Source organism: Larkinella bovis (genome assembly GCF_042655385.1).
GTDB lineage: Bacteria > Bacteroidota > Bacteroidia > Cytophagales > Spirosomataceae > Larkinella > Larkinella bovis.
The window spans coordinates 1,028,753-1,048,407 of the sequence record NZ_JBHSMA010000001.1 but is presented as its reverse complement, the minus strand read 5'-3'; the positions used below and the strand labels follow the sequence as shown (position 1 = coordinate 1,048,407).

The 19,655-nt window shown below is 53.2% G+C and carries 20 protein-coding genes; 14 read left to right on the top strand and 6 right to left on the bottom strand.

Features of this window, described 5'->3' with window-relative positions:
- The first annotated feature begins 13 nt into the window (after positions 1–13).
- The 4 genes from ACFPMF_RS04425 to lepB all read left to right on the top strand — a co-directional run bounded on the left by ACFPMF_RS04425 (position 14) and on the right by lepB (position 3,729).
- Positions 14–931 (top strand): ParB/RepB/Spo0J family partition protein, encoded by a 918-nt coding sequence (locus ACFPMF_RS04425; protein ID WP_379841513.1) that lies wholly within the window; start codon positions 14–16, stop codon positions 929–931.
- 76 nt (positions 932–1,007) lie between these two features.
- On the top strand, positions 1,008–1,691 hold the full coding sequence (locus tag ACFPMF_RS04420) for a DUF5683 domain-containing protein (RefSeq protein ID WP_379841511.1): 684 nt from the start codon (positions 1,008–1,010) through the stop codon (positions 1,689–1,691).
- An 85-nt stretch (positions 1,692–1,776) separates the two neighbouring features.
- Positions 1,777–2,505, top strand: coding sequence for a 4-hydroxy-tetrahydrodipicolinate reductase (gene dapB / locus ACFPMF_RS04415; RefSeq protein ID WP_379841509.1), 729 nt, complete (start codon positions 1,777–1,779; stop codon positions 2,503–2,505).
- A gap of 87 nt (positions 2,506–2,592) precedes the next feature.
- Positions 2,593–3,729, top strand: coding sequence for a signal peptidase I (gene lepB / locus ACFPMF_RS04410; RefSeq protein WP_379841507.1), 1,137 nt, complete (start codon positions 2,593–2,595; stop codon positions 3,727–3,729).
- Between the two features lie 81 nt (positions 3,730–3,810).
- Here lepB and ung read toward each other — a convergent pair whose 3' ends face one another.
- Positions 3,811–4,476, bottom strand: coding sequence for a uracil-DNA glycosylase (gene ung, locus ACFPMF_RS04405; RefSeq protein ID WP_379841505.1), 666 nt, complete (start codon positions 4,474–4,476; stop codon positions 3,811–3,813).
- Positions 4,477–4,642: 166 nt separating this feature from the next.
- On the opposite strand from ung, the gene apaG reads away from it, so the two are divergent.
- From apaG to ACFPMF_RS04385, 4 genes are all read left to right on the top strand, one after another.
- Positions 4,643–5,029, top strand: coding sequence for a Co2+/Mg2+ efflux protein ApaG (gene apaG, locus ACFPMF_RS04400; protein ID WP_379841503.1), 387 nt, complete (start codon positions 4,643–4,645; stop codon positions 5,027–5,029).
- Positions 5,030–5,084: 55 nt separating this feature from the next.
- On the top strand, positions 5,085–5,843 hold the full coding sequence (locus ACFPMF_RS04395; protein WP_379841501.1) for an O-methyltransferase: 759 nt from the start codon (positions 5,085–5,087) through the stop codon (positions 5,841–5,843).
- A gap of 85 nt (positions 5,844–5,928) precedes the next feature.
- Entirely contained in the window at positions 5,929–7,305 is a 1,377-nt protein-coding gene (locus tag ACFPMF_RS04390; RefSeq protein ID WP_379841499.1) for a monooxygenase, read from the top strand.
- A 709-nt stretch (positions 7,306–8,014) separates the two neighbouring features.
- A complete protein-coding gene (locus ACFPMF_RS04385; protein ID WP_379841497.1) occupies positions 8,015–8,251 on the top strand; it encodes a hypothetical protein in 237 nt (78 codons plus the stop codon).
- Between the two features lie 209 nt (positions 8,252–8,460).
- Here ACFPMF_RS04385 and ACFPMF_RS04380 read toward each other — a convergent pair whose 3' ends face one another.
- Complete coding sequence (locus tag ACFPMF_RS04380) at positions 8,461–9,738, bottom strand: polysaccharide pyruvyl transferase family protein (protein WP_379841495.1); 1,278 nt, start codon at positions 9,736–9,738, stop codon at positions 8,461–8,463.
- Between the two features lie 222 nt (positions 9,739–9,960).
- Positions 9,961–10,584: a pyridoxamine 5'-phosphate oxidase family protein gene (locus ACFPMF_RS04375; RefSeq protein ID WP_379841493.1), complete on the bottom strand. Its 624-nt coding sequence runs from the start codon at positions 10,582–10,584 to the stop codon at positions 9,961–9,963.
- A 270-nt stretch (positions 10,585–10,854) separates the two neighbouring features.
- Between ACFPMF_RS04375 and pdxR the strand changes: the two genes are divergently transcribed.
- Positions 10,855–12,327, top strand: a complete 1,473-nt coding sequence (pdxR, locus tag ACFPMF_RS04370; protein WP_379841490.1) for a MocR-like pyridoxine biosynthesis transcription factor PdxR — start codon at positions 10,855–10,857, stop codon at positions 12,325–12,327.
- A gap of 2 nt (positions 12,328–12,329) precedes the next feature.
- On the opposite strand, the gene ACFPMF_RS04365 is transcribed toward pdxR, so the two are convergent.
- Positions 12,330–13,094: a cupin domain-containing protein gene (locus ACFPMF_RS04365; RefSeq protein ID WP_379841488.1), complete on the bottom strand. Its 765-nt coding sequence runs from the start codon at positions 13,092–13,094 to the stop codon at positions 12,330–12,332.
- 129 nt (positions 13,095–13,223) lie between these two features.
- Here ACFPMF_RS04365 and ACFPMF_RS04360 point away from each other — a divergent pair, with 129 nt between their 5' ends.
- A complete protein-coding gene (locus tag ACFPMF_RS04360) occupies positions 13,224–13,940 on the top strand; it encodes an SDR family oxidoreductase (protein WP_379841486.1) in 717 nt (238 codons plus the stop codon).
- Between the two features lie 91 nt (positions 13,941–14,031).
- On the opposite strand, the gene ACFPMF_RS04355 is transcribed toward ACFPMF_RS04360, so the two are convergent.
- On the bottom strand, positions 14,032–14,427 hold the full coding sequence (locus tag ACFPMF_RS04355) for a hypothetical protein (RefSeq protein WP_379841484.1): 396 nt from the start codon (positions 14,425–14,427) through the stop codon (positions 14,032–14,034).
- 220 nt (positions 14,428–14,647) lie between these two features.
- Between ACFPMF_RS04355 and ACFPMF_RS04350 the strand changes: the two genes are divergently transcribed.
- The gene (locus tag ACFPMF_RS04350; protein ID WP_379841482.1) at positions 14,648–16,213 is read left to right on the top strand and encodes a serine hydrolase; all 1,566 of its coding nucleotides are present in this window, start codon (positions 14,648–14,650) and stop codon (positions 16,211–16,213) included.
- 57 nt (positions 16,214–16,270) lie between these two features.
- On the opposite strand, the gene ACFPMF_RS04345 is transcribed toward ACFPMF_RS04350, so the two are convergent.
- The gene (locus tag ACFPMF_RS04345) at positions 16,271–17,593 is read right to left on the bottom strand and encodes a DEAD/DEAH box helicase (RefSeq protein ID WP_379841480.1); all 1,323 of its coding nucleotides are present in this window, start codon (positions 17,591–17,593) and stop codon (positions 16,271–16,273) included.
- A gap of 62 nt (positions 17,594–17,655) precedes the next feature.
- Between ACFPMF_RS04345 and ACFPMF_RS04340 the strand changes: the two genes are divergently transcribed.
- The 3 genes from ACFPMF_RS04340 to budA all read left to right on the top strand — a co-directional run bounded on the left by ACFPMF_RS04340 (position 17,656) and on the right by budA (position 19,509).
- Positions 17,656–18,159: a hypothetical protein gene (locus tag ACFPMF_RS04340; protein ID WP_379841478.1), complete on the top strand. Its 504-nt coding sequence runs from the start codon at positions 17,656–17,658 to the stop codon at positions 18,157–18,159.
- 70 nt (positions 18,160–18,229) lie between these two features.
- Positions 18,230–18,625: a Dabb family protein gene (locus tag ACFPMF_RS04335; protein ID WP_379841476.1), complete on the top strand. Its 396-nt coding sequence runs from the start codon at positions 18,230–18,232 to the stop codon at positions 18,623–18,625.
- A 56-nt stretch (positions 18,626–18,681) separates the two neighbouring features.
- Entirely contained in the window at positions 18,682–19,509 is an 828-nt protein-coding gene (budA, locus tag ACFPMF_RS04330) for an acetolactate decarboxylase (RefSeq protein ID WP_379841474.1), read from the top strand.
- Positions 19,510–19,655: the final 146 nt, after the last annotated feature.

Below are 19,655 nucleotides of genomic sequence, written 5' to 3'. Positions count from 1 at the left end.
AATTTAGTCAGTCATGGATAATACGAACGCAAAAAGTAATCCAAAAAAAATGATAGGGCTGGGCCGAGGATTAGGAGCCTTATTGCACGACAGCGACCAGGTGAACCGGACGTCCAAGCCGTCGCCGTATGAGTCGATTTCGACGATGACTGAAATCAGCGTGAACCATATCGAAACCAATCCGTTCCAGCCTCGGACCCGGTTCGATGAAGATGCTTTGATGGAACTGGCCGAGTCGATTCGGGTGCAGGGAATTATCCAGCCCATCACGGTGCGGCAGCTGGGGCGTGACCAATACCAGTTGATCGCCGGTGAACGTCGTTTGCAGGCTTCGAAACTGATTGGTTTGGTGAACGTGCCGGCCTATGTCCGCCAGGCCAACGACCAGCAGATGCTGGAAATGGCCCTGATCGAAAACATTCAGCGCGAAAATCTCAACTCCATAGAAATTGCCCTGAGTTACCAGCGGCTTATTTCGGAATGCAGTTTGAAGCAGGAAGAACTGGGCGCCCGCGTGGGGAAAAACCGCACGACGGTGAACAACTACATCCGGTTGCTGAAACTTCCGCCCGTGATTCAGGCCGCTTTGCGGGATACCAAAATTTCGATGGGCCACGCCCGGGCCATTATCAACGTCGATAATCCGGAGATCCAGATCAAGCTTTTCAACAAAATTATTGAGGAAGACTGGTCGGTCCGGCGCGTGGAAGAAGCCGTCCGAAACCTCTCCACCGTACCGGAGGCTGAACCGGAACGCCGTTCGACGCCGTTTAAGCAGGAAATCCGGGGGTTGCAGTTTAAGCTCTCGTCCATGTTCGGAACGAAGGTTTCCATTAAAGCCGACGACAAGAACAAGGGGGAGATAAAAATTCCGTTTGGGTCACAGGATGAAATGAACCGCATTCTGGATGTCCTGAATTATAAGGCTTAAAAAATGTTAATTTTTCGGAATGCGGTTTTTTCGGAGGCCTTTGTTCGTTGATAAAGAATGAAGAACCGATGACGCTATGAAAACCGGAGACCGGAAAGGAAAACAAATGGAGTGGCAGCACTACGTATGGATGGGCCTTCTGATGCTGTTGGGCACCGGGGCCTTCGGTCAAAATCCGGCCGCTTCTGTACGGGATACCCTGCCGTATGCAACGTCGACACGGCTTGTTGCCGATTCATTGGGGAAACCGGTTGCCGACACGGTGCTGCTAACGGCCAAACAAAATGCGAAGATCCGCAAAATTGTCCCCAAAAAAGCAACCCGGCTTTCGGCGATTTTGCCCGGTCTGGGCCAGATTCACAACGGTCACTGGTGGAAAGTCCCGATTATCTACGCCGGTTTCGGCACGTTGATTTACTTTTCGAGCTATTACCGGGATCAATACAAAATGTACCGGGAATATGGCATCAAGGCGAATTATAGCCCAAATCAGACGGCCGAGGTCCCGGGGTTTAAAGAACCCATTACGGTGTCCCAACTGGAACGGGCCGCCCGGTTTTCGGCCCGGTACCGGGATTACAATTACCTGGGAATGGCGCTGTTATGGGGGGTGAATGTCATTGAAGCCAACGTGACGGCGCACCTTAAAACCTTTGATGTTTCGGAGGACCTGACGATGCAGGTAAAACCCGATTTGCTGCTGCCGGCTACCGGTGGGCTGCCGGTGCCGGGCGTGCGGGTGGCGTTTCAATTTAAATAAACCGCTCCATAAAGGAGAGGGCAGACCGGGATCAAACGACCAATCGGTGCCGGACCATGCCCCAGAAACGATAAACAAAAAAAGAATGAAAGTACTCTTACTCGGTTACGGGAAGATGGGGAAAACCATCGAGAAAATTGCGCAGGAACGGGGGCACGAAATTGTGGGCCGGATCGATGTGCATAACCGGGCCGATTTGGAAACGCTTGGCCAAACCGATGTCGATGCCGCCATCGAATTTAGCTCGCCGGAATCGGCCGAAGAAAACCTGCGGTATTGCCTGAAACGGGGGTGGCCGGTCGTGTGCGGAACAACGGGCTGGCTCGATCATCGGGCGGAAATCGAAACGATGTGCCGCGAAACGGCCGGCGCGTTTTTCTACGCGTCGAATTACAGCATTGGTGTCAACCTGTTCTTTCGGCTGAATAAAATTCTGGCCCGGTTTATGAAAAGTTATCCGTCATACCATGTTTCCATGACGGAAATTCACCATACGGAAAAGAAGGACGCCCCGAGCGGAACCGCCATTACCCTGGCCGAAGGAATCATTGACCAGCTGCCCGCGAAAAAACGCTGGATTAACGAGGTTGAACCACAGGAGGATGCGGTGCCCATCGAGTCGCTGCGGGAAGGGACGGTTCCCGGAACGCACGTTGTCCGGTACGAATCCGACGTAGACGATATTGAAATTAAACATACCGCTCACAGTCGCCAGGGTTTTGCCCTGGGGGCCGTTGTGGCGGCAGAGTGGCTGGTCGGCAAACAGGGGGTTTTCGGCATGGAAGATTTACTGGGAGAAACCGCAACGGTATAAGTCAAAAACGATCAAAAACCGAATTTTGAAGCGAGAATAGCGACGCTAATGATTATTCCTTGTTCATGATTCATTATTTCTCAAAGTATGTCAATTGTTAAAAATCAGGAATCGACTGCCCCGAAAACCGTAAAGAAAAAATCGCCGTTTCGCGAGTGGGTTGATTCGATTGTGTTTGCGGTGGTGGCGGCAACGCTGATCCGCTGGCTGTTCATGGAAGCCTTTACCATTCCGACACCTTCCATGGAAAAAAGCCTGTTAGTGGGTGATTTTCTGTTTGTTAGCAAACTTCATTACGGCACCCGGACTCCCAAGACTCCGCTCCAGGTACCGCTGACCCACCAGAAAATCTGGGGCACCGACATTCCGTCGTACCTCGATTGGATTCAGCTGCCCCAGTACCGTTTACCCGGTTTTTCGTCGGTCAAGCAGGGGGACGTGGTGGTCTTCAATTACCCGCCCGAAGAGTATCCGACGGACTTGAAAACCAACTACATCAAACGGTGCATCGGTACGCCCGGCGATGTGGTAGAGGTGCGGGATCGCCAGGTGTTCGTGAATGGCAGCGCCTTCCCGGACCCGGTTAAATCAGAAACGGAATACTTCCTCAAAACCAATTCCGTGGTCAGCGCCAAGGTATTTAAACGCTACGATATCACGGATTATGAGCAAAGTACGGAAACCTATAATGACACGATTGCGGCCAATGATGTGTCCGGATACCGTATTCATACCACTCCGGAAACCGCGGCCCTGCTGAAGCAACAGGATTTTGTGCAGGGCATTGAAGCGCTGAATACCCCCAAAGGCTCGGTGAATCCGTTCCAGCCGGTTTATCCGCAATCCTCGCTGTTTCCCTGGAACGTGGACAATTACGGCCCGATCACCATTCCGAAAGAAGGCGTTACGATTCAGCTGGATGAGAAAAATATCGCGCTCTACGGGCCGGTTATTCAGAAATACGAAGACAATGAAAAGGTGGAACTGGCCGAAAAAACCGTTAAAATTGACGGGAAAGCCATTACCTCGTATACGTTTAAACAGGATTATTACTTCATGATGGGGGACAACCGCCATAATTCCGCCGATTCGCGGTACTGGGGTTTTGTACCGGCAGACCATATTGTCGGCAAGGCGGTGTTCATCTGGATGTCCATTGATCCGAATCCGGAAAGTGTCCTCAACAAAATTCGTTGGAACCGCCTGTTCCGGATTATCGAATAAGCGAGCAAACCAGGATTGAACAAAAAGGGAGGCCGGAAAAGCGTACATGATTTTTCCGGCCTCCCTTTTCCGTTCCCCGCCTTACCACTCGATCTCTTTCAGCCCCTTGCTTTTCAGATAAGCGTTGGTCTGGCTGAAATGCCGCGTGCCAAACCAGCCTCCCCACTGGGCGGCCATGGGTGAGGGGTGCTTGGCTTTCAATACCAGGTGTTTTTGCGCATCGATAACCGCTCCTTTCTTTTGGGCGTAAGCGCCCCAAAGGAGAAAAACCAGATTTTCTTTTTCATCCGACAGCCGTCGAATAACCGCATCGGTAAAGGTTTCCCAGCCCTTGTTCTGGTGCGAACCGGCCTGATTGGCCCGAACGGTCAGCGTTGCGTTGAGGAGCAGGACGCCCTGCACCGCCCAGCGTTCCAGATTGCCGGACTTGGGGATTGGCGTTCCCAGGTCTGCTTCAATTTCTTTGAAAATGTTTACCAGCGAAGGCGGTTTGGTCACCCCGTCATTGACCGAAAATGACAGGCCATTGGCCTGCCCTTCGCCATGATAGGGGTCCTGGCCCAGAATAACGACTTTTGTCTGATCGAACGGACATTTGTCAAAGGCATTGAAAATCAATTTGCCCGGCGGGTAACAACGGTAGGCCGCATACTCGGACCGGACAAACTCGGTTAGTTGGGTAAAATACGGTTTTTCAAATTCATCGTGCAGCCGTTGCTGCCAGGAGGGTTCAATAGCAACCTTCATAGGATTGGATGATCAGGTCAAAGCAACCGGTCGATTTCGGGCGACGGCTGCTTATGATTTCGGAACAAAAGTAGAGCATTCGCAAAATAATTGATGGCGGTTTTTGGATTTATAAACTCTTGAATTTAATTTTCGTTTTAAGGTAGTTAAATAATGGCTTTTTAACATGATATCGGCAGTTACCGACGGCGTCAAGGTCAGCGTTATGGCCGAATACCAACCCGAATACTCCAGTCCGATGCAGGCGCATTTTGTATTTACCTATCGGATTGCCATCACGAATGAGGGAAATTCAACGGTTCAGCTTTTGCGTCGCCACTGGATCATTTATGATGCCAATGGGTCGGCCCGTGAAGTGGAAGGCGAGGGCGTGGTGGGCCAGCAACCCATCCTGGAACCGGGCGAAACCCACGAATACGTGTCGGGCTGCAACCTGCGCTCGAGTCTGGGCAAAATGGGCGGAACCTATCTGATGGAACGGATTATTGACGGGAAGCAATTCCGGGTCAATATCCCGGAATTCACGATGGTCGTTCCCTACCGATTGAATTAGTTTTGACCTGTTAACGATCCGCCGTAGCGGTTTTGATTACTTGATTCGTGCTTATTTGAATTTCCTCCTGAAGGCCCGCGGAGCCCATTCCCTGCATTCGCCCTTCATTTTCGATCTCTATTCCCACATCATTCGCGCTGATAATCCGGATGAACCCGCTTTTGGCCCCATCCGTGCCTTGCAGCGGGAGTTGCTGAAAGATACCCGCACCATCCAGATTACGGACTTCGGCGCCGGGTCGCGGATCAACGCATCGCGCGAACGGTCAATCCGGGATATCGCTAAAAATTCGCAGAAACCGGCCCGGTTTGGCCGGTTAATGTATCGGTTGATCCGGCGATTCGGTTCGCATACCATTATCGATCTGGGAACGTCGCTCGGCATCACCACCCTGTATGAATCCGTTGCAGCCCCAACGGCCCGGATTCTGACGTTTGAAGGCTGTCCGCAAACCGCCGAGGTAGCCGCCCGCAACTTTCGAAAACTGAATCGTTCGAATATCGAAATCATTCCGGGCAATCTGGACGAAACGCTGAAGGAGCGGCTGCGAACCGTCGACGCGATCGATTTTGCTTTTTTTGATGCCAATCATCGCTACGAGCCTACCCTGCGATATTTTGAAACCAGTCTGGCGAAAGCCCATAACGATTCCTGTTTTATTTTTGACGATATTCACTGGTCGAAAGAAATGGAACAGGCCTGGAACGCGATCAAGGCTTATCCGGCCGTAACCGTTTCGATCGATCTGTTTTTCATTGGCATGGTCTTTTTTCGAAAGCAGCAACCCCGGCAGGATTTTATCCTGAAATTTTAAATTCGGCGCAGAATAAGCCGGAACCGGGTCGTTAGCCCTGGATTGACAAGCCTATTTTAGTCACCCACTACTGCCTTTCTACTGCATGAAGTATACGTTTTCGATCTTTCAATGGAGCCTTCTGGCCGCCCTGGGTCTTGGCATCGGGGTTTCTTCCTGCCAGAAATCCGATGACGGCCCCGATGCTGAACCGACGCCCGTGGTCAGTACACTCGATCAGTTACAACGCCGGATTCTGACCCCCACCTGTGCGGTTTCGGGCTGTCATTCGTCCGAGAGCGATGGCACGTTCAACCAGCATCGATTGGTGCTGGCTGCTGGTTTGGCGTATAAAAACCTGGTTGGGGTGGCACCCACCAACACCACCGCCAAAGCCAATGGCCTGCTGCGGGTCAAACCGTTTGCGGCCCTGGAAAGTCTGCTGTACCACAAATTGAACGCAGCGGCCAGCCACCATAGCGGGGCTAATTACGGCAATCCGATGCCGCTCGGAAAAGAGCTGCTGACGGTTGGGCAAATCGAATTCGTCCGGCGGTGGATTGAAGCCGGTGCGCCGGAAACGGGCAACGTGGCTGATTCGACCTTGCTGGATGATCAAACACCGAGCACCCTTCCCGACAGTTTTGAAGCGTTGCAACCGCCAGCGGCCAGCCAGGGCCTTCAGATGCGGCTGGAACCGTTTTCGATTAATGGTAATTTTGAACGGGAACTGTTTATCCGCAAATCGGTTGGCAATTCGCAGGATATGTATATCAACCGGTTTGAGGTTAAAATGCGGCCCAACAGTCACCATTTTGTGATCTATAATTTCCGGAACAACCAGAACCTACCGGCCGTGAATCAGATTCGGGATTTACGTAATCCGGATAATTCGTACAATATCCAGACGGCGCTGTCGATGCAGAATCACGTCTATTTTATCGGCGTACAGGCCCCCTATATCGACTACGTTTTTCCGGAAGGAACGGCGCTGATGCTTCCGGCTAACGCAACCGTCGACATGAATTCGCACTATGTCAATAAAACCGCCAGTCCTATTACGGGCGAAGTGTATATAAATCTGTATACGACGGATAAATCCAAGGTGAAAACGGTTGTCAAAACGATGGATTTCAACAATACGGATTTGGACATTCCGGCGAATAAGCGAGTGACACTGACGAAAACGTTTACCATGTCTAAGCCGGTGAAAGTGCTGGTTTTAACGTCGCACACGCACAAGCTGGGGGAAAAGTTTGTGATCCGAATCAAAGGGGGAGCGCGTGACGGGGAGATAATTTATACGTCAACGGATTGGGAACATCCCGAAATTAAAACCTTCACAACACCAATTCAATTAGCCAAAGGAGACGCGTTGGTTTCGGAGATAACCTACAATAATACAACCAATAAAAACGTGAATTTCGGGCTCTCCAGCGAGGACGAAATGGGAATTATCTTCGGTTATTATATCGAAGAATAAGGGTGATAAAACCGGTCATAAAACAATTGCCGGAACCCGGTCAGTGCCTGATAAACAGGAGTTGTCCCAAAGTTTGATGCCTCTATTTTAACGGCGAAAACCTTCCGAAAGTAGGAGTGCGAACAACTAACCGGAAGGTTTTCTTATGGCCAGGGACTCCGTAAATTCGGCGTCTGTGCCGACGCAATCAAGTCACAAACTCATTATTTTACCGACCAACTGGATGATGAGTTTGTTCACCCCCTCGCTCAGCAGCTTGATGGCCTGTTAGCTCGGCGAGAAGTCTCCACCTTTTACGGCCGCACGCACCTTGCACTAACAGCGGCAGGTTGGCGTCCTGTTGTGGGAGGAGAGTGTGGTCGAAAAGCCCGAGAGTATCCGCAGCCCGGGCCTACGCATCCCGATTCTCCTCAACAAGCTTTATGGGTAGTCGTATCTGGTCTGGGTCGAGGGAAGGAACCTTGGTATTTGCTCACCAATCAAACCTGTCAACCCGCCGATCAACGTTGGGCCGTCGTTTAGGGCAAATTGAGTCTTGTTGGCGGTTGAACACCTGGATCGGCGACAGGCTCTGCTGGGCCGATGGTGCCATTGAACCGGAAAGCGGTGCCAACTTAACGGGCGGTTTTAAACCAATCGTGAAGAAGCGGTTTCGGAAAAATCGACGAGCGGAGACGGTTTTCACGTTGAAACTGGCTGAAAAAACGGGATGAAAACCCTGGGGTTGTTTTACTTTATTCCCCGGGAGTACCTGACGGAGAAGCCCCCAATTGAGTTATTCGGTGAAGCAGCGGTGGCCCGACCGGATTTGAAAAAGCGGTTTTTTGTGCAGGATGGCCTGATCGGGTACGATCATTTTCCGCTGGAACTCCCGGTTTCGTTTGCCGAAGACCGCATCCGGTTCCGGGCAACGGTTCCCGGCACGTTCCTCGTCTTTTTGAATTGAGGGCTGAATGGCTACCCTGAGAAAGACGATGCCGGCCTCTCTGACAACTCCGCTGCTGCGGTTGACACTAATTCTGCCGGCGGAACGCGTACGTACTTTCATGCCGGGCGTGCTTGGTAGAATAGAAAATTACCGGTAACAGATAGATGGCCGCTCCACGGGGATGCAATAAAATCTGCATCCCCGTGGAACGGGTCCGAACGCCATCATTATACGACCAGTGCTTTGCGCAATACCGCCATCGTTTCCCGTTGCCGCTGGTTGACGAACTTTTTGCCTTTCTGGGCCCTGGCTTTAGCGGCTTTGGGATCTTTGGCCATCGCCAAAACGGCGGGGACAATACCGGCCAGATCCTGTTCCTTATCCACATCGAACAGCCAGTCCCCGAGACCAATATCGCGCCACATAAAGCCCTTACTGGTTTGTTCGGCAAACCGGCAGACGATGGCCGGAATGCCGTTGCCAATGCACATGATGGGCGAGTGCATTTCGAGTCCAAACAAACCCGCCGAACGGAGGTAGGTGCTGACGGCTTCGTCGGTGAGCCAGTAGCGATCCCGCCAGACGACTTTTTTCTTTACATCGTCGGGTAACTTGTTGTAGAGAATTTCCTTGCCGGTTTTTACCTGCGTTTCGTCTTCGGGAACGATCAGAATTTTCATCGATGTCTGCCGGACCACGGCGATGATTGCTTCCCGGAGCGGAGCATTGTCATGCTCGATCATGGCTTGATTCCGGGCCTGGCGCTTCCCGTCGAAGGGTGTTTTTTTGCTCGGGATTTCCCAGTAGGGCGTAAACCGTTGCCGGGGAATGACGCATAGAAACTGGCCTTCTTCCAGGTCGTTCTCCTTCAAAAAAGTGGTGGCCGCTGCGTCGTTTCGCAAATCCACTGCAAAGGCCCCATCGGGTGCAAACTCCATCACCGGGCAGGAAACGCCGTTGGCTTTGGCCAGCTCCAGCGAAACCGAGTCTCTGAAAAAGACAAACCGGGCGTTGGTAAGCAGTTCCACGTCCAGCGGAGACGCTTTGGCCGCAGCTTTCGGATCATCGCTGTAGACGCCCGGAAACGTGATGCCGTAAATGCCGTACGGTTTGCCGGTTTCATTCCGCCAGCGTTCTACATCCTTGCGCGCCACCAGCGACGGCCCGGAGCCATGCAGCAAAAAGCTGCATTCCTTGAAAGCGGTGGCGATTTCGTCCGGCGATGTAATGATGGGAACTTTGGGGAACCGGCGTTTTAGCAAGGCTTCGACGCCATTATCGACGCTGGACGGCCATAACCGAACGCTCACGTCGGGCAGGTATTTTTCCAGTAACGTCAGCACACCGGGGGTGTGGCCAATGTCACCGATGTTAACGGTTTGCCACGAGGAGCGGAGAATGATGGATTTTGGAGCGACGCTGTTGCTTTGCGCCAGGGATGGGATGCTCATCAATAAGCCAACCAGCGAGGGCGCCTGTTTCAGAAAATCTCTTCGGTTTTGCATGGAAGTAGGAAAGGTCAATAAGGTGCTGCGTCAAAGTTGGATTTGCCTCCCGACCGGTTGGCGAAACCTGCATAACAAATCCACCCCAGCCGAAACGGATCTACCGGGGTTCATACGAAAGAAGTCCGGATGGAAAACCGCCGGACTTCTTCTAAATATCAGGAATCTCAATTCCTACTCTACCAACTTGGACGTTCAGGCATATTTGTTGCTGAGCGTACCTCAGCGGAGGTAATCCGGCAGTGGCAACGAAACGCTCGATTCGTCGGGAATGGCCGCCCGACGGACGGTTTCGAGGGGGATGACGCCCGACCAGATCGGCAAAGTCTGATCTTCGGGTTCGTCGAGGGGGCCGCCAGTTCGGATTTTGGCGGAGGCTTCTTCCAGCGAAAACGATAAAACCGTCGTTTTGCGAACCTCGCTGGCGGTTTCCGGACGCAGGTCCGCCCAGCGATTCGGAATCAACTGATTCGTAATCAAGGCCAGCGCGTGAACTTTCTGATCATAATCCTCCACTTTTTCGCCCCTGGCAAAAACAATAACGGAACGGTAGTTGACGGAATGGCTGAAACCGGATTTGGCCAGCACCAGGCCGTCGAGCAACGTCACGGAAATGCAAACCGGAATGCCTTTTTCCATTTCCCTGATAAAATGGCTACCGACGGAGCCATGAATCAGCAACCGATTGCCATCGCGGGCGAAAGCCGTGGGCAATGACCAGGGCTGACCGTCGACGGCGTAACTGATCGTGCAAAACAGGGCTGCATCCAGAATGGAATAGATGGTTGCGGGATCGTACTGCATGCGCTTTGATTTGCGGCTGGGGGTAGTTCTGGGGGTCTGCATGTTCGTGCGGTGGTTCGGTTTACGGTATTCGGTTTTTAGTTTACGGTTTTCAGTTTGCGGTTTGCGATCATTTTAACTTGTGAATGAGTTCATCAGGTGTTGTTTCTGTTGACAGGATTCCAAAACTTTTATGGTTGCCGGCCAAACGGAATACCGAATACCGTAAACCGAATCACCGCAAACCCGTCGCTGGTTGCTTTTTCCATTACAAAAGTGCTCCTTTGCCGGACTCTATAAATCATCCGGTTTTTGAAAAAATAGTAGTCCGGTATGCCGCCATTCAAATCGTTAATTACCCTCGATAAAACCGCCGACGTTTCGGTTTTTCTGCAACTGGCCGAACAGATTCGGGGATTGATCGGCGAGAATGCGCTGAAGCCCGGCCAGAAATTGCCCGGCACCCGGCAGTTGGCCGCCTTGCTCGGGGTTCATCGGAAAACCGTCATTGCGGCTTTTGACGAGTTGCTGGCCGAAGGCTGGCTGGAGTCGCGGGCGGGCAGTGGCACCTTTGTCGCCAATCCGTTGCCGCTGGTCCGGCCGGAAGCCTTCGCACAACCGGCCGACTCGCAGTGGTTAAGGAAGGAGCCGGGTTTTGTGTTTGTCTCCAAACCGCACCGGCAGCGCCCATTGCTGCTCATGAACGACGGTTTACGGCTGGACGATGGTTTCCCGGATATTCGTCTGGCACCGATGGACGAACTGGCGCGGGCCTACCGGTCGTATTTCCGATGGGGCAACCCGCAGCAGCATTTTGGCTACGGTGATCCGAGAGGAAACCGCCTGCTGCGGGAAGAACTGTCGGCTCACCTCAACGAAACCCGGGCGCTGCGGACGACGGCCGACAACATCCTGATTGTGCGGGGCAGCATTATGGGGATACATCTGGTGAGTCAGTTGCTGCTGGAGCGGGGCCAGCTGGCGGTGGTGGGCGAAACCAACTGGTCGGGGGCCAACATGAATTTTCTGGAAACCGGCGCGGACTTACAAACCGTCCCGGTCGATCCGTACGGAATCGATGTGGACGCCCTGGCGGATCTGTGTGCGCGTCGCCCGGTTCGGCTGGTGTATGTAACCCCGCATCATCATTACCCCACGACCGTGACAATGCCGTCCGACCGTCGGTTGCGGTTGCTGGAATTGAGTCAGCAGTACGGTTTTGCCATCCTGGAAGATGATTACGACTATGAGTTCCACTACTTTCGCCGACCCATTGTGCCGCTGGCCAGCGCCGACCAGCATGGCATGGTGATCTATATCGGCTCGTTGTCGAAATCGGTAGCGCCGGCGTTTCGGATTGGCTACCTGGTGGCGCCCGAAACCGTGATCGACGAACTCGGCCGTTTACGGCGGATTATCGACCGGCAGGGGGATCCCATGCTGGAGTTTGCGGTGGGGCAGCTTTTCCGAAACGGCGCCATGCGACGGCACCTCAAAAAAGCCCATCAGGTGTATGCCGCCCGGTGTAAATACTTCTGTTCGCTGGTAGACAGTGCGTTAGAGGGCGCGGTTCGCTTTAAGCAGCCGGAGGGTGGTCTGGCCGTCTGGGCTACCTTTGCGGACGGAATCGATCCGAAGACCCTGGCACAGAAAGCGGCCAATCACGGTTTGCTGCTGTCCGACGGACTGGCGCACAATCCGCCCGGTAAACAACTGAACAGCACCCGGTTGGGGTTTGCGTCCAGCACCGAAACCGAACTGGAACAAAGCGTCGGGATTTTGCGGAAACTGATTTTTAACCGCTAACCCTATTCGAACTGGAAGGCGAAGTAGGTACAGGACCCTTTGCCCGAATTAAGAATCCCGTGGGGAACGTTGGATTCCAGAAAAATAATGTCACCGACCTCGGCCGCCAGCATTCGGCCGTCGATGCTCTCCTGGGCGCGGTTTTCGATCAGCAGCAGGATTTCGGCCGCCCGGTGCGTGTGGGGCGGGTGGCTCCAGATGCCTTCGTTCAGCGTGGTTACGTGCATTTCGAAGCGTTTACACATCACCGTCGCCTGGTCGAACAGTTTCCGAATACCGCCTTTGTCGTGCGCTTTAAACGGAACGTCTTTCCAGTCGATCCAGAACGAATGACCGGCCATGCGGGTCAGGTCCAGATCCGGCACTTCCTTGGAGGCATATCGCATGAGATAATACGTTACCGGTTGGGCACTTTTGTTTTCAAACCGGTGCGCATCACCCGGCATCACCAGCACCACGCTGCCCGGCCCCAGGGTTTTCGTCTTTTCGCCCAGCGTGACGGTGAGCTCGCCTTCCTTCACGATGAGCATGATCTCGTCGTCCAGTTTTTGGGATGGGCCGACCGGGTAATTAACGGGCAACGTTATGCCGCGTACACTGAAATCATTAAAATCCCGGGTTGTGCCTTCCAGCAACGTCCGTTCTTCGTACCCGTCTTTGCTGACCACTGCGGCTTTTTGCCAGGAATAAACGCCGGATGGAATCGTTTGGGCGACAGCCGTTTGAAGGATAAAGCCGATCAGAAAAAGCAGGAGAAGCGGTTTCATGGACATAAAGCGTTGAAAAACGATGGGTATTCAGGCTATCCTTAAAAGTCGAAATGTAAACTTTCATACTAATTGCGGGGTTATTCCAGCAACTTTCCCACGTGTCGAAAGGGGTATTTTTTCAGAATTATGGCAGAAACAATCAAAACCGCCCTCATAACCGGCGGATCGAAAGGAATTGGGTACGGCATCGCCGAAGTATTGATCAAGGACGGAATCCGGGTGGCCATCACCAGCCGTTCGCAGGAAAACGCCGAAGAAGCCGCAGCCGCGCTCAATCAAATCAAGAGCGGTTTTGCACTGGGCATTGCCGCCGACGTCCGCGATCTGGTGTCGCAGCAGCGGGCCGTCGATGCCATTTTGCAACAATGGGGTCGGCTGGATTATGTCATCGCCAACGCCGGCGTCGGCCATTTTGCGCCCATTCAGGAACTGACGCCCGAGCAGTGGTCGGAAACCATCGACATCAACCTGACCGGCGTGTTTTATTCCATCAAAGCAACCCTGGATGCGCTGAAGGAAACCGAAGGCTATTTCATTACCATTGCGAGTCTGGCCGGAACGAATTTCTTCGAGAATGGAACCGCCTACAACGCCAGCAAGTTTGGGCTGGTCGGTTTTACCCAGGCCTTGATGCTCGACCTGCGGAGTCTGGGGATTAAAGTATCGACGATCATGCCCGGTTCGGTGGCCTCGTATTTCAACAACCACGAACCCAGCGAAAAAGACGCCTGGAAAATCCAGCCGGAGGACATCGGTCAGCTCGTTGCCGACCTCATCCACATGCCCGCCCGGACGTTGCCCAGTAAAATCGAGGTGCGGCCCACCCGCCCCGGTGGCAAGTAAGGCATATAGTAACAGGGACTAAAAGCAGGGAGCCGGTTTTAAGGAGTATAAAGCCATCAAAACCGCTCCCTGTTCAAGACGGTGGGGATGGTTAGTTCACGGCGACGAAACGTTCCCGTTCAACGGTTGGCGTAGTCGTTTGTATTTTCACGTCTTTGCTCTGTTTGGTGGTGCCGTCGGACACTTCGACCGTGTAGACGCCATCCTTCAACCCGCTTAGGTCAAACCGGATCGCCGACGAGGCATGGCCTTTCCCGACTTGTTCGGAAGCCAGCGTTTCGCCCGCTTCGTTTTTCAGGCTGACGTGTACCCTGGCGGTTTTTTCTTTGGCAATATTCACCCGGATTTTGGTGCTGTTGATCACCGGGTAAACCACGGATTGGTAGGTTGGCCTGGTTTCGGCAATGTCGTTTTGATCAGCTGCCGGACAGATTGTAGCGGTTCCTAGCGTCAAGCCGAGGAAAGCGGAAGCAATGAGAGTTTTCATCGTATTTGTTGTTTGTGTGTGAATAGAATCGGTCAAAGCAGGCAACGAGGGCCGTTTTTGTCCCATTGGCCGTTTGGTGGGTTCAAAGGAAAAACAGAAACGGAAGCCGTGCTATGGATCCTGCGTCGGCGGTTTTTTTGCTCGATGAATGGTTCGTTGGCGGGATGGATAAAAATTGCCGCTGAGTTTTTATCTTTAGACGGTAATCAACCCGTCGGCCATGCAATCACCCCTACGCTTCATCGTTTTTCTGCTCATTCAAACGCTTCTTTTCCGACCGGTTTTTGCCCAGGTCATCACTTCTCCGCAAATCGATCAGTTGGTCGAGCAGACCCTGAAAACCTTTCAGGTGCCGGGGATTGCCGTGGCCGTGGTAAAAGATGGAAAGGTCATTCACGCGAAGGGCTACGGAGTTCGGTCGTTGAATGCACCGCAGAAAGTAGACGGCAATACCTTATTCGGCATTGCCTCCAACACCAAGGCGTTCACGGCGGCCACCCTGGGAATACTGATCGACGAGGGCAAACTGAGCTGGGATTCAAAAGTTATCGATTTCATTCCCGAATTCCGGCTGTACAATCCGTACGTCACCGAGGAGTTTACCGTCCGCGATTTGCTGACGCACCGCAGCGGGCTGGGCCTGGGGGCGGGTGATCTGATGTTTTTCCCCGATTCGAGCGATTTTACGCTGAAGGATGTCATCCACAACCTGCGTTACCTGAAACAGGTTTCCGGTTTCCGGACCAAATACGATTACGACAATTTGCTGTACATGGTGGCCGGGGAGGTGGTCAAACGGGTGTCGGGCCAAAGCTGGGAGGAGTTTGTGGAAACCCGCATCATGCAGCCGCTCCAGATGACCGACAGCCGGGCATCGTTTACGCGATTGCCGAAAAATCAGACCAACCTCATCGACGCCCATGCCGTGCTGGATGGCAAACTGCAACGCATCAAACGGGGGCGGCTCGACGTGGGAAATTCGGCCGGAGGGATTTACAGCAGCCTCAACGACCTGAGTAAGTGGGTGATCATGCAACTCAACGGGGGTACCTACGGCGCGGGCCAAACGCTCTTTAGCCGAACCGTTCAGGATGAGATGTGGACCCCGCAGACGATCATTCCGGTGCGGAATCCGGGGCCGTATAACACCCACTTCAGCGCCTACGGTCTGGGCTGGGGGCTGAGCGACGTGAAGGGTTACAAACAGGTGACGCATACGGGCGGTTTGCCGGGCATGGTGACGCAGGTGACCCTGTTGCCGGAACTGAAACTGGGAATCATCGTGCTGACCAATCAGCAGGCCGGGGCGGCTTTTACGGCGATTACGAACCAGATCAAGGACAGTTATTTCGGCCTGACCGGCACCGATCGGGTCAGGGAATACGCCGACCGGATGCGGGCCAATACCGCAAATGCCGACAAGGTGACCGCCGAGGTCTGGAAAACCGTCGAAGCCGAAAAGCAGAATACCGCCCCCAAACCACCGATCTATTTCTACGCGGGTACTTACCGCGACAACTGGCTGGGCGACGTGTCCATTGTGGCCGACGACCTGAAACTCCGCTTCGTCTCGAAACGCTCCCCGCGTCTGACGGGCGAATTGTTCCACTACAAAGGCAATACGTTCGTCGTTAAATGGAAGGACCGCAGTCTGGAAGCCGACGCCTTCGTAATGTTCGGGCTGGATTACGAAGGAAAACCGGTTTCGATGAAAATGAAGGCCATTTCACCCCTGACCGATTTCAGCTACGATTTCCATGACCTGGATTTTACGAAACAGCCATGAGACCGGGGCGACGATTGATCGTAGTAATGGATGAAAGTCAATCAGCCCTGCCTTCTCCTACCGTGCCAGCTCGATTTTGTACTTTTTCCCTTTCATTTTCTGGTCTTTAACCGATGCCAGCAAAGCGTTGACTTTGGCGGTTCGCACGGCGGCAAAGGAACTGAAATCCCGGACTTCAATTAATCCCAGATCCCCTTTTTCGAGACCACCTTTTTGCGAGAAAAAACCGACAATATCCATCTTACTGAGTTTGTTTTTCTTGCCGCCACTGATATAAATCGTCTGAAATTCAGGCGGTTCTGGTAGGGAATGCGTATCCGGTAAGGTGAGTTCTTCCAGCGCATCCGGGAGGTAGGCCGGTAGGGCTTCTTCCCGGGAAATCAGGATGTATGCCGTCCCGGAAGCGTGCATCCGGGCGGTGCGACCGTTGCGGTGGAGGAATTCGTGTTCGTGCAGCGGTAACTGAAAATGAATGACGTGTTTCATTTCGGGAATATCGAGTCCACGTGCGGCCAGATCCGTCGTAATCAGGTAGCGGACGCTGCCGTTGCGAAACCGGATCAGGGCGCGTTCGCGCTCGTCCTGCTCCAGCCTGCCGTGGTAGAACGCCGTCAGAATCCCGCGTCGGTTCAGGGATTCGCTGAGTTGTTCGGCGGTGTCACGCAGGTTGCAGAAGATCAGTGCGGCTTCGGAATCCAGCGCACCGATCAGCCGGACTAGGGAATCCGTTTTGTCGGGCTTGTCGGAGGGAACCAGTCGGGTGGTTAGGCGGTTCGCCTGATCAGTCTCCGGGATGAAATTGAGCCGGACAGGAGCCTTGACTCCCGTAAATTCCGGAATGGCAATTCCGGCCGTGGCCGACACCAGTACCCGTTTGTCGAGCCCGCGAAGGTGTCCGATAATAAACGCCATCTGCTCGTGAAAACCGAGTTCCAGCGATTTGTCGAATTCATCCAGCACCAGGGTCCGAATCCCGGCCGGATCAACCGTTCCGCGGTCGAGGTGGTCGGCAATGCGGCCCGGGGTACCGATCAGCAGGGCGGGCGGGTTGCTCAGATTCTGGATTTCGGTTTGCATCGGATGCCCGCCGTAACAGACGTTGACTTTATAACCGGTTCCCATTTTTTTCCAGACCTGCTCGATCTGCAGGGCCAGTTCGCGGGTCGGGGCCAGAATCAGGCACTGAACGGTTTTGAGGGCGGGCTGGAGCTGTTGCAAAACCGGGAGCAGGAAGCCGAGGGTTTTGCCGGAACCGGTCGGAGCCAGCAACAAAACCGCCTTTTCGCGTCCGATGGTCGTCAGGGCGGCCTCCTGCATGGGGTTTAAGGATGAAATTCCCAGGTTCGAGAGAAAGGGAGCGAGGTGTTGAGCGGTTTCCATTCACAAAAGTAACGTAATTTCGTCGCCGACTGCCCAAACCGCCAACTCCTAACGAAAGGACTGTGAAGACAAGCTCCCTGCGCTACTACCTCCAGAACTGTTTTCTGCTGACCATCCCGATCCTGATCTGGAATCTGGCGCTGACCGATGACCTGCCGGAACCGTTTCAGCCGGAACGTTTCGGGGCCCGCATTCCGCCGGTTCTGGCGTATGGCGAAACTATTTTCCGAATGGGGGTTTTTGTTCTCGCGTTCCTGATGCCGTTACGCCTGACCACGAATACCCAGAAGAACGGTTTTTACCTGTACCTGTTTGGATTGGCGGTTTATTTTGCCTCCTGGCTGGCCCTGCTCGTCTGGCCTGACTGTCGCTGGAGCAGGAGTTTGGCCGGTTTTGCGGCACCGGCCTACACGCCCGTGTTGTGGCTAGCGGGGATTGCTCTTATGGGCCATTCATTTTATTTCGGTCTGCCATTCCGGCGCTGGGTTTTCGGGCTGGTGTCCCTGCTTTTTCTGGGTTTTCACGTTTCGCACGCGGTTCTGGTGTACAGCCGGTTACCGGAATAAAACCGGAGTTTTCGGTTTTTACCGGACAATCCGGTTACTTCGCGAATCATTCTCCGTAACGAATCCCTTTATGAAAGACCAATCACGCCGGAAATTTGTCAAAAGCAGCCTTGGAGCGAGCCTGGGACTTGGTTTATCGGCCCCTGCTGCGAAAGAATTATTCGTCCATCACGTTTATTTCTACCTGAAAAATCCGGACAGCGCGGCCGACAAGGCAAAACTGATCGAAGGGCTCAATAAACTGGCCAAAGTGCCCACCATCAAATTTGTACACATCGGCGAACCGGCCGCCACCACGCGTTCGGTCATCGAGCGTTCGTACGCGGTTTCGTGGTTGTGCTTCTTCAATAATTTGATGGAAGAAGAGATTTACCAGACACACCCGATTCACCTGAAATTTGTGGAAGACTACTCCGCCTTGTGGGAGAAAGTGGTCGTTTACGATTCGACCGGCCCGAAGCGGTGAAGTTGGGTCATCCGCTGAACCAAACTTAATTCCTAAACCAGATCCGTTTAATTAAGATGAAATGTTACGCAAAGGCCCTACGGGCCAATTGGTTGCTTTATGCACTGACAGTCAGTAGCTTATTCGTGCAGGCTTGTACCTCGCGGCAAACCGGAGCCGCCGACGGGGTGCCATCCGCCAAGTCGGATTTTATGTACCAGTATTCGATCATCGACGCCCTGCTGGGCGGGGTTTTCGACGGCAATCTGACACTCGGGCAACTAAAAACCAAGGGCGATTTCGGGATCGGGACCTTCAATCGGGTCGATGGCGAACTGATTGTAGATCAGGGAAAAGTGTATAAAGTCCGTTACGACGGCAGCATTCAGGAAGTGCCCGACCACGACAGCACGTCGATTGCCTTTGTGAAGTTTTTCAAAGCCGACAGCAGTTTCACCCTTCGGGATTCGACGATTACGCTCGACCAACTGGAGCAGCAACTGATGGCAACCCTGCCCGCCAATGAACTCTACGCGATTCGGATGAAAGGGCGGTTTTCGAAACTGACCGCCCGCGCCCCGGGTGCGGCCCGAAAACCGTATCCGAGTTTGAAAGACCACCTGGCCAAGCATCAATACCTGTTCAATCTCAGCAACACGAGCGGAGTAGTGATCGGGTTTCTGCTGCCGGGCTATCTGGCGAAGGTCAACGTACCCGGTTTTCACTTTCATTACCTGGCGGATGACCATAAATCCGGGGGGCATATTTTCGATTTTACGACGAATGAACTGACGGTCGAGATTGATAAAATCCAGGGGTACACGGTTGAACTAAACACCGTCGCGGATTTCGACAAAGTCGGACTGGACAAAGACCGGCAGGAAGAACTCCGGAAGATCGAATAGCCGTTTTCTGTCAACTTCTTTACAATTTGGGTTTTAAATCTACAATTCGCCATAAAATATATGGCTTTGGTTATAAATTGTAAAATTATATTTTGTGAGGGGTTCGGAGTAATCAGAAAAATAGTTTATTTCGTCTTATTCAACGA

Bases quoted from the DNA above. Each gene is read 5' to 3' on its own strand.
- ACFPMF_RS04425 (WP_379841513.1), top strand. From the start codon at position 14: ATGGATAATACGAACGCAAAAAGTAATCCAAAAAAAATGATAGGGCTG.
- ACFPMF_RS04420 (WP_379841511.1), top strand. From the start codon at position 1,008: ATGAAAACCGGAGACCGGAAAGGAAAACAAATGGAGTGGCAGCACTAC.
- dapB (WP_379841509.1), top strand. From the start codon at position 1,777: ATGAAAGTACTCTTACTCGGTTACGGGAAGATGGGGAAAACCATCGAG.
- lepB (WP_379841507.1), top strand. From the start codon at position 2,593: ATGTCAATTGTTAAAAATCAGGAATCGACTGCCCCGAAAACCGTAAAG.
- ung (WP_379841505.1), bottom strand. From the start codon at position 4,476: ATGAAGGTTGCTATTGAACCCTCCTGGCAGCAACGGCTGCACGATGAA.
- apaG (WP_379841503.1), top strand. From the start codon at position 4,643: ATGATATCGGCAGTTACCGACGGCGTCAAGGTCAGCGTTATGGCCGAA.
- ACFPMF_RS04390 (WP_379841499.1), top strand. From the start codon at position 5,929: ATGAAGTATACGTTTTCGATCTTTCAATGGAGCCTTCTGGCCGCCCTG.
- ACFPMF_RS04385 (WP_379841497.1), top strand. From the start codon at position 8,015: ATGAAAACCCTGGGGTTGTTTTACTTTATTCCCCGGGAGTACCTGACG.
- ACFPMF_RS04380 (WP_379841495.1), bottom strand. From the start codon at position 9,738: ATGCAAAACCGAAGAGATTTTCTGAAACAGGCGCCCTCGCTGGTTGGC.
- ACFPMF_RS04375 (WP_379841493.1), bottom strand. From the start codon at position 10,584: ATGCAGACCCCCAGAACTACCCCCAGCCGCAAATCAAAGCGCATGCAG.
- pdxR (WP_379841490.1), top strand. From the start codon at position 10,855: ATGCCGCCATTCAAATCGTTAATTACCCTCGATAAAACCGCCGACGTT.
- ACFPMF_RS04365 (WP_379841488.1), bottom strand. From the start codon at position 13,094: ATGAAACCGCTTCTCCTGCTTTTTCTGATCGGCTTTATCCTTCAAACG.
- ACFPMF_RS04360 (WP_379841486.1), top strand. From the start codon at position 13,224: ATGGCAGAAACAATCAAAACCGCCCTCATAACCGGCGGATCGAAAGGA.
- ACFPMF_RS04355 (WP_379841484.1), bottom strand. From the start codon at position 14,427: ATGAAAACTCTCATTGCTTCCGCTTTCCTCGGCTTGACGCTAGGAACC.
- ACFPMF_RS04350 (WP_379841482.1), top strand. From the start codon at position 14,648: ATGCAATCACCCCTACGCTTCATCGTTTTTCTGCTCATTCAAACGCTT.
- ACFPMF_RS04345 (WP_379841480.1), bottom strand. From the start codon at position 17,593: ATGGAAACCGCTCAACACCTCGCTCCCTTTCTCTCGAACCTGGGAATT.
- ACFPMF_RS04335 (WP_379841476.1), top strand. From the start codon at position 18,230: ATGAAAGACCAATCACGCCGGAAATTTGTCAAAAGCAGCCTTGGAGCG.
- budA (WP_379841474.1), top strand. From the start codon at position 18,682: ATGAAATGTTACGCAAAGGCCCTACGGGCCAATTGGTTGCTTTATGCA.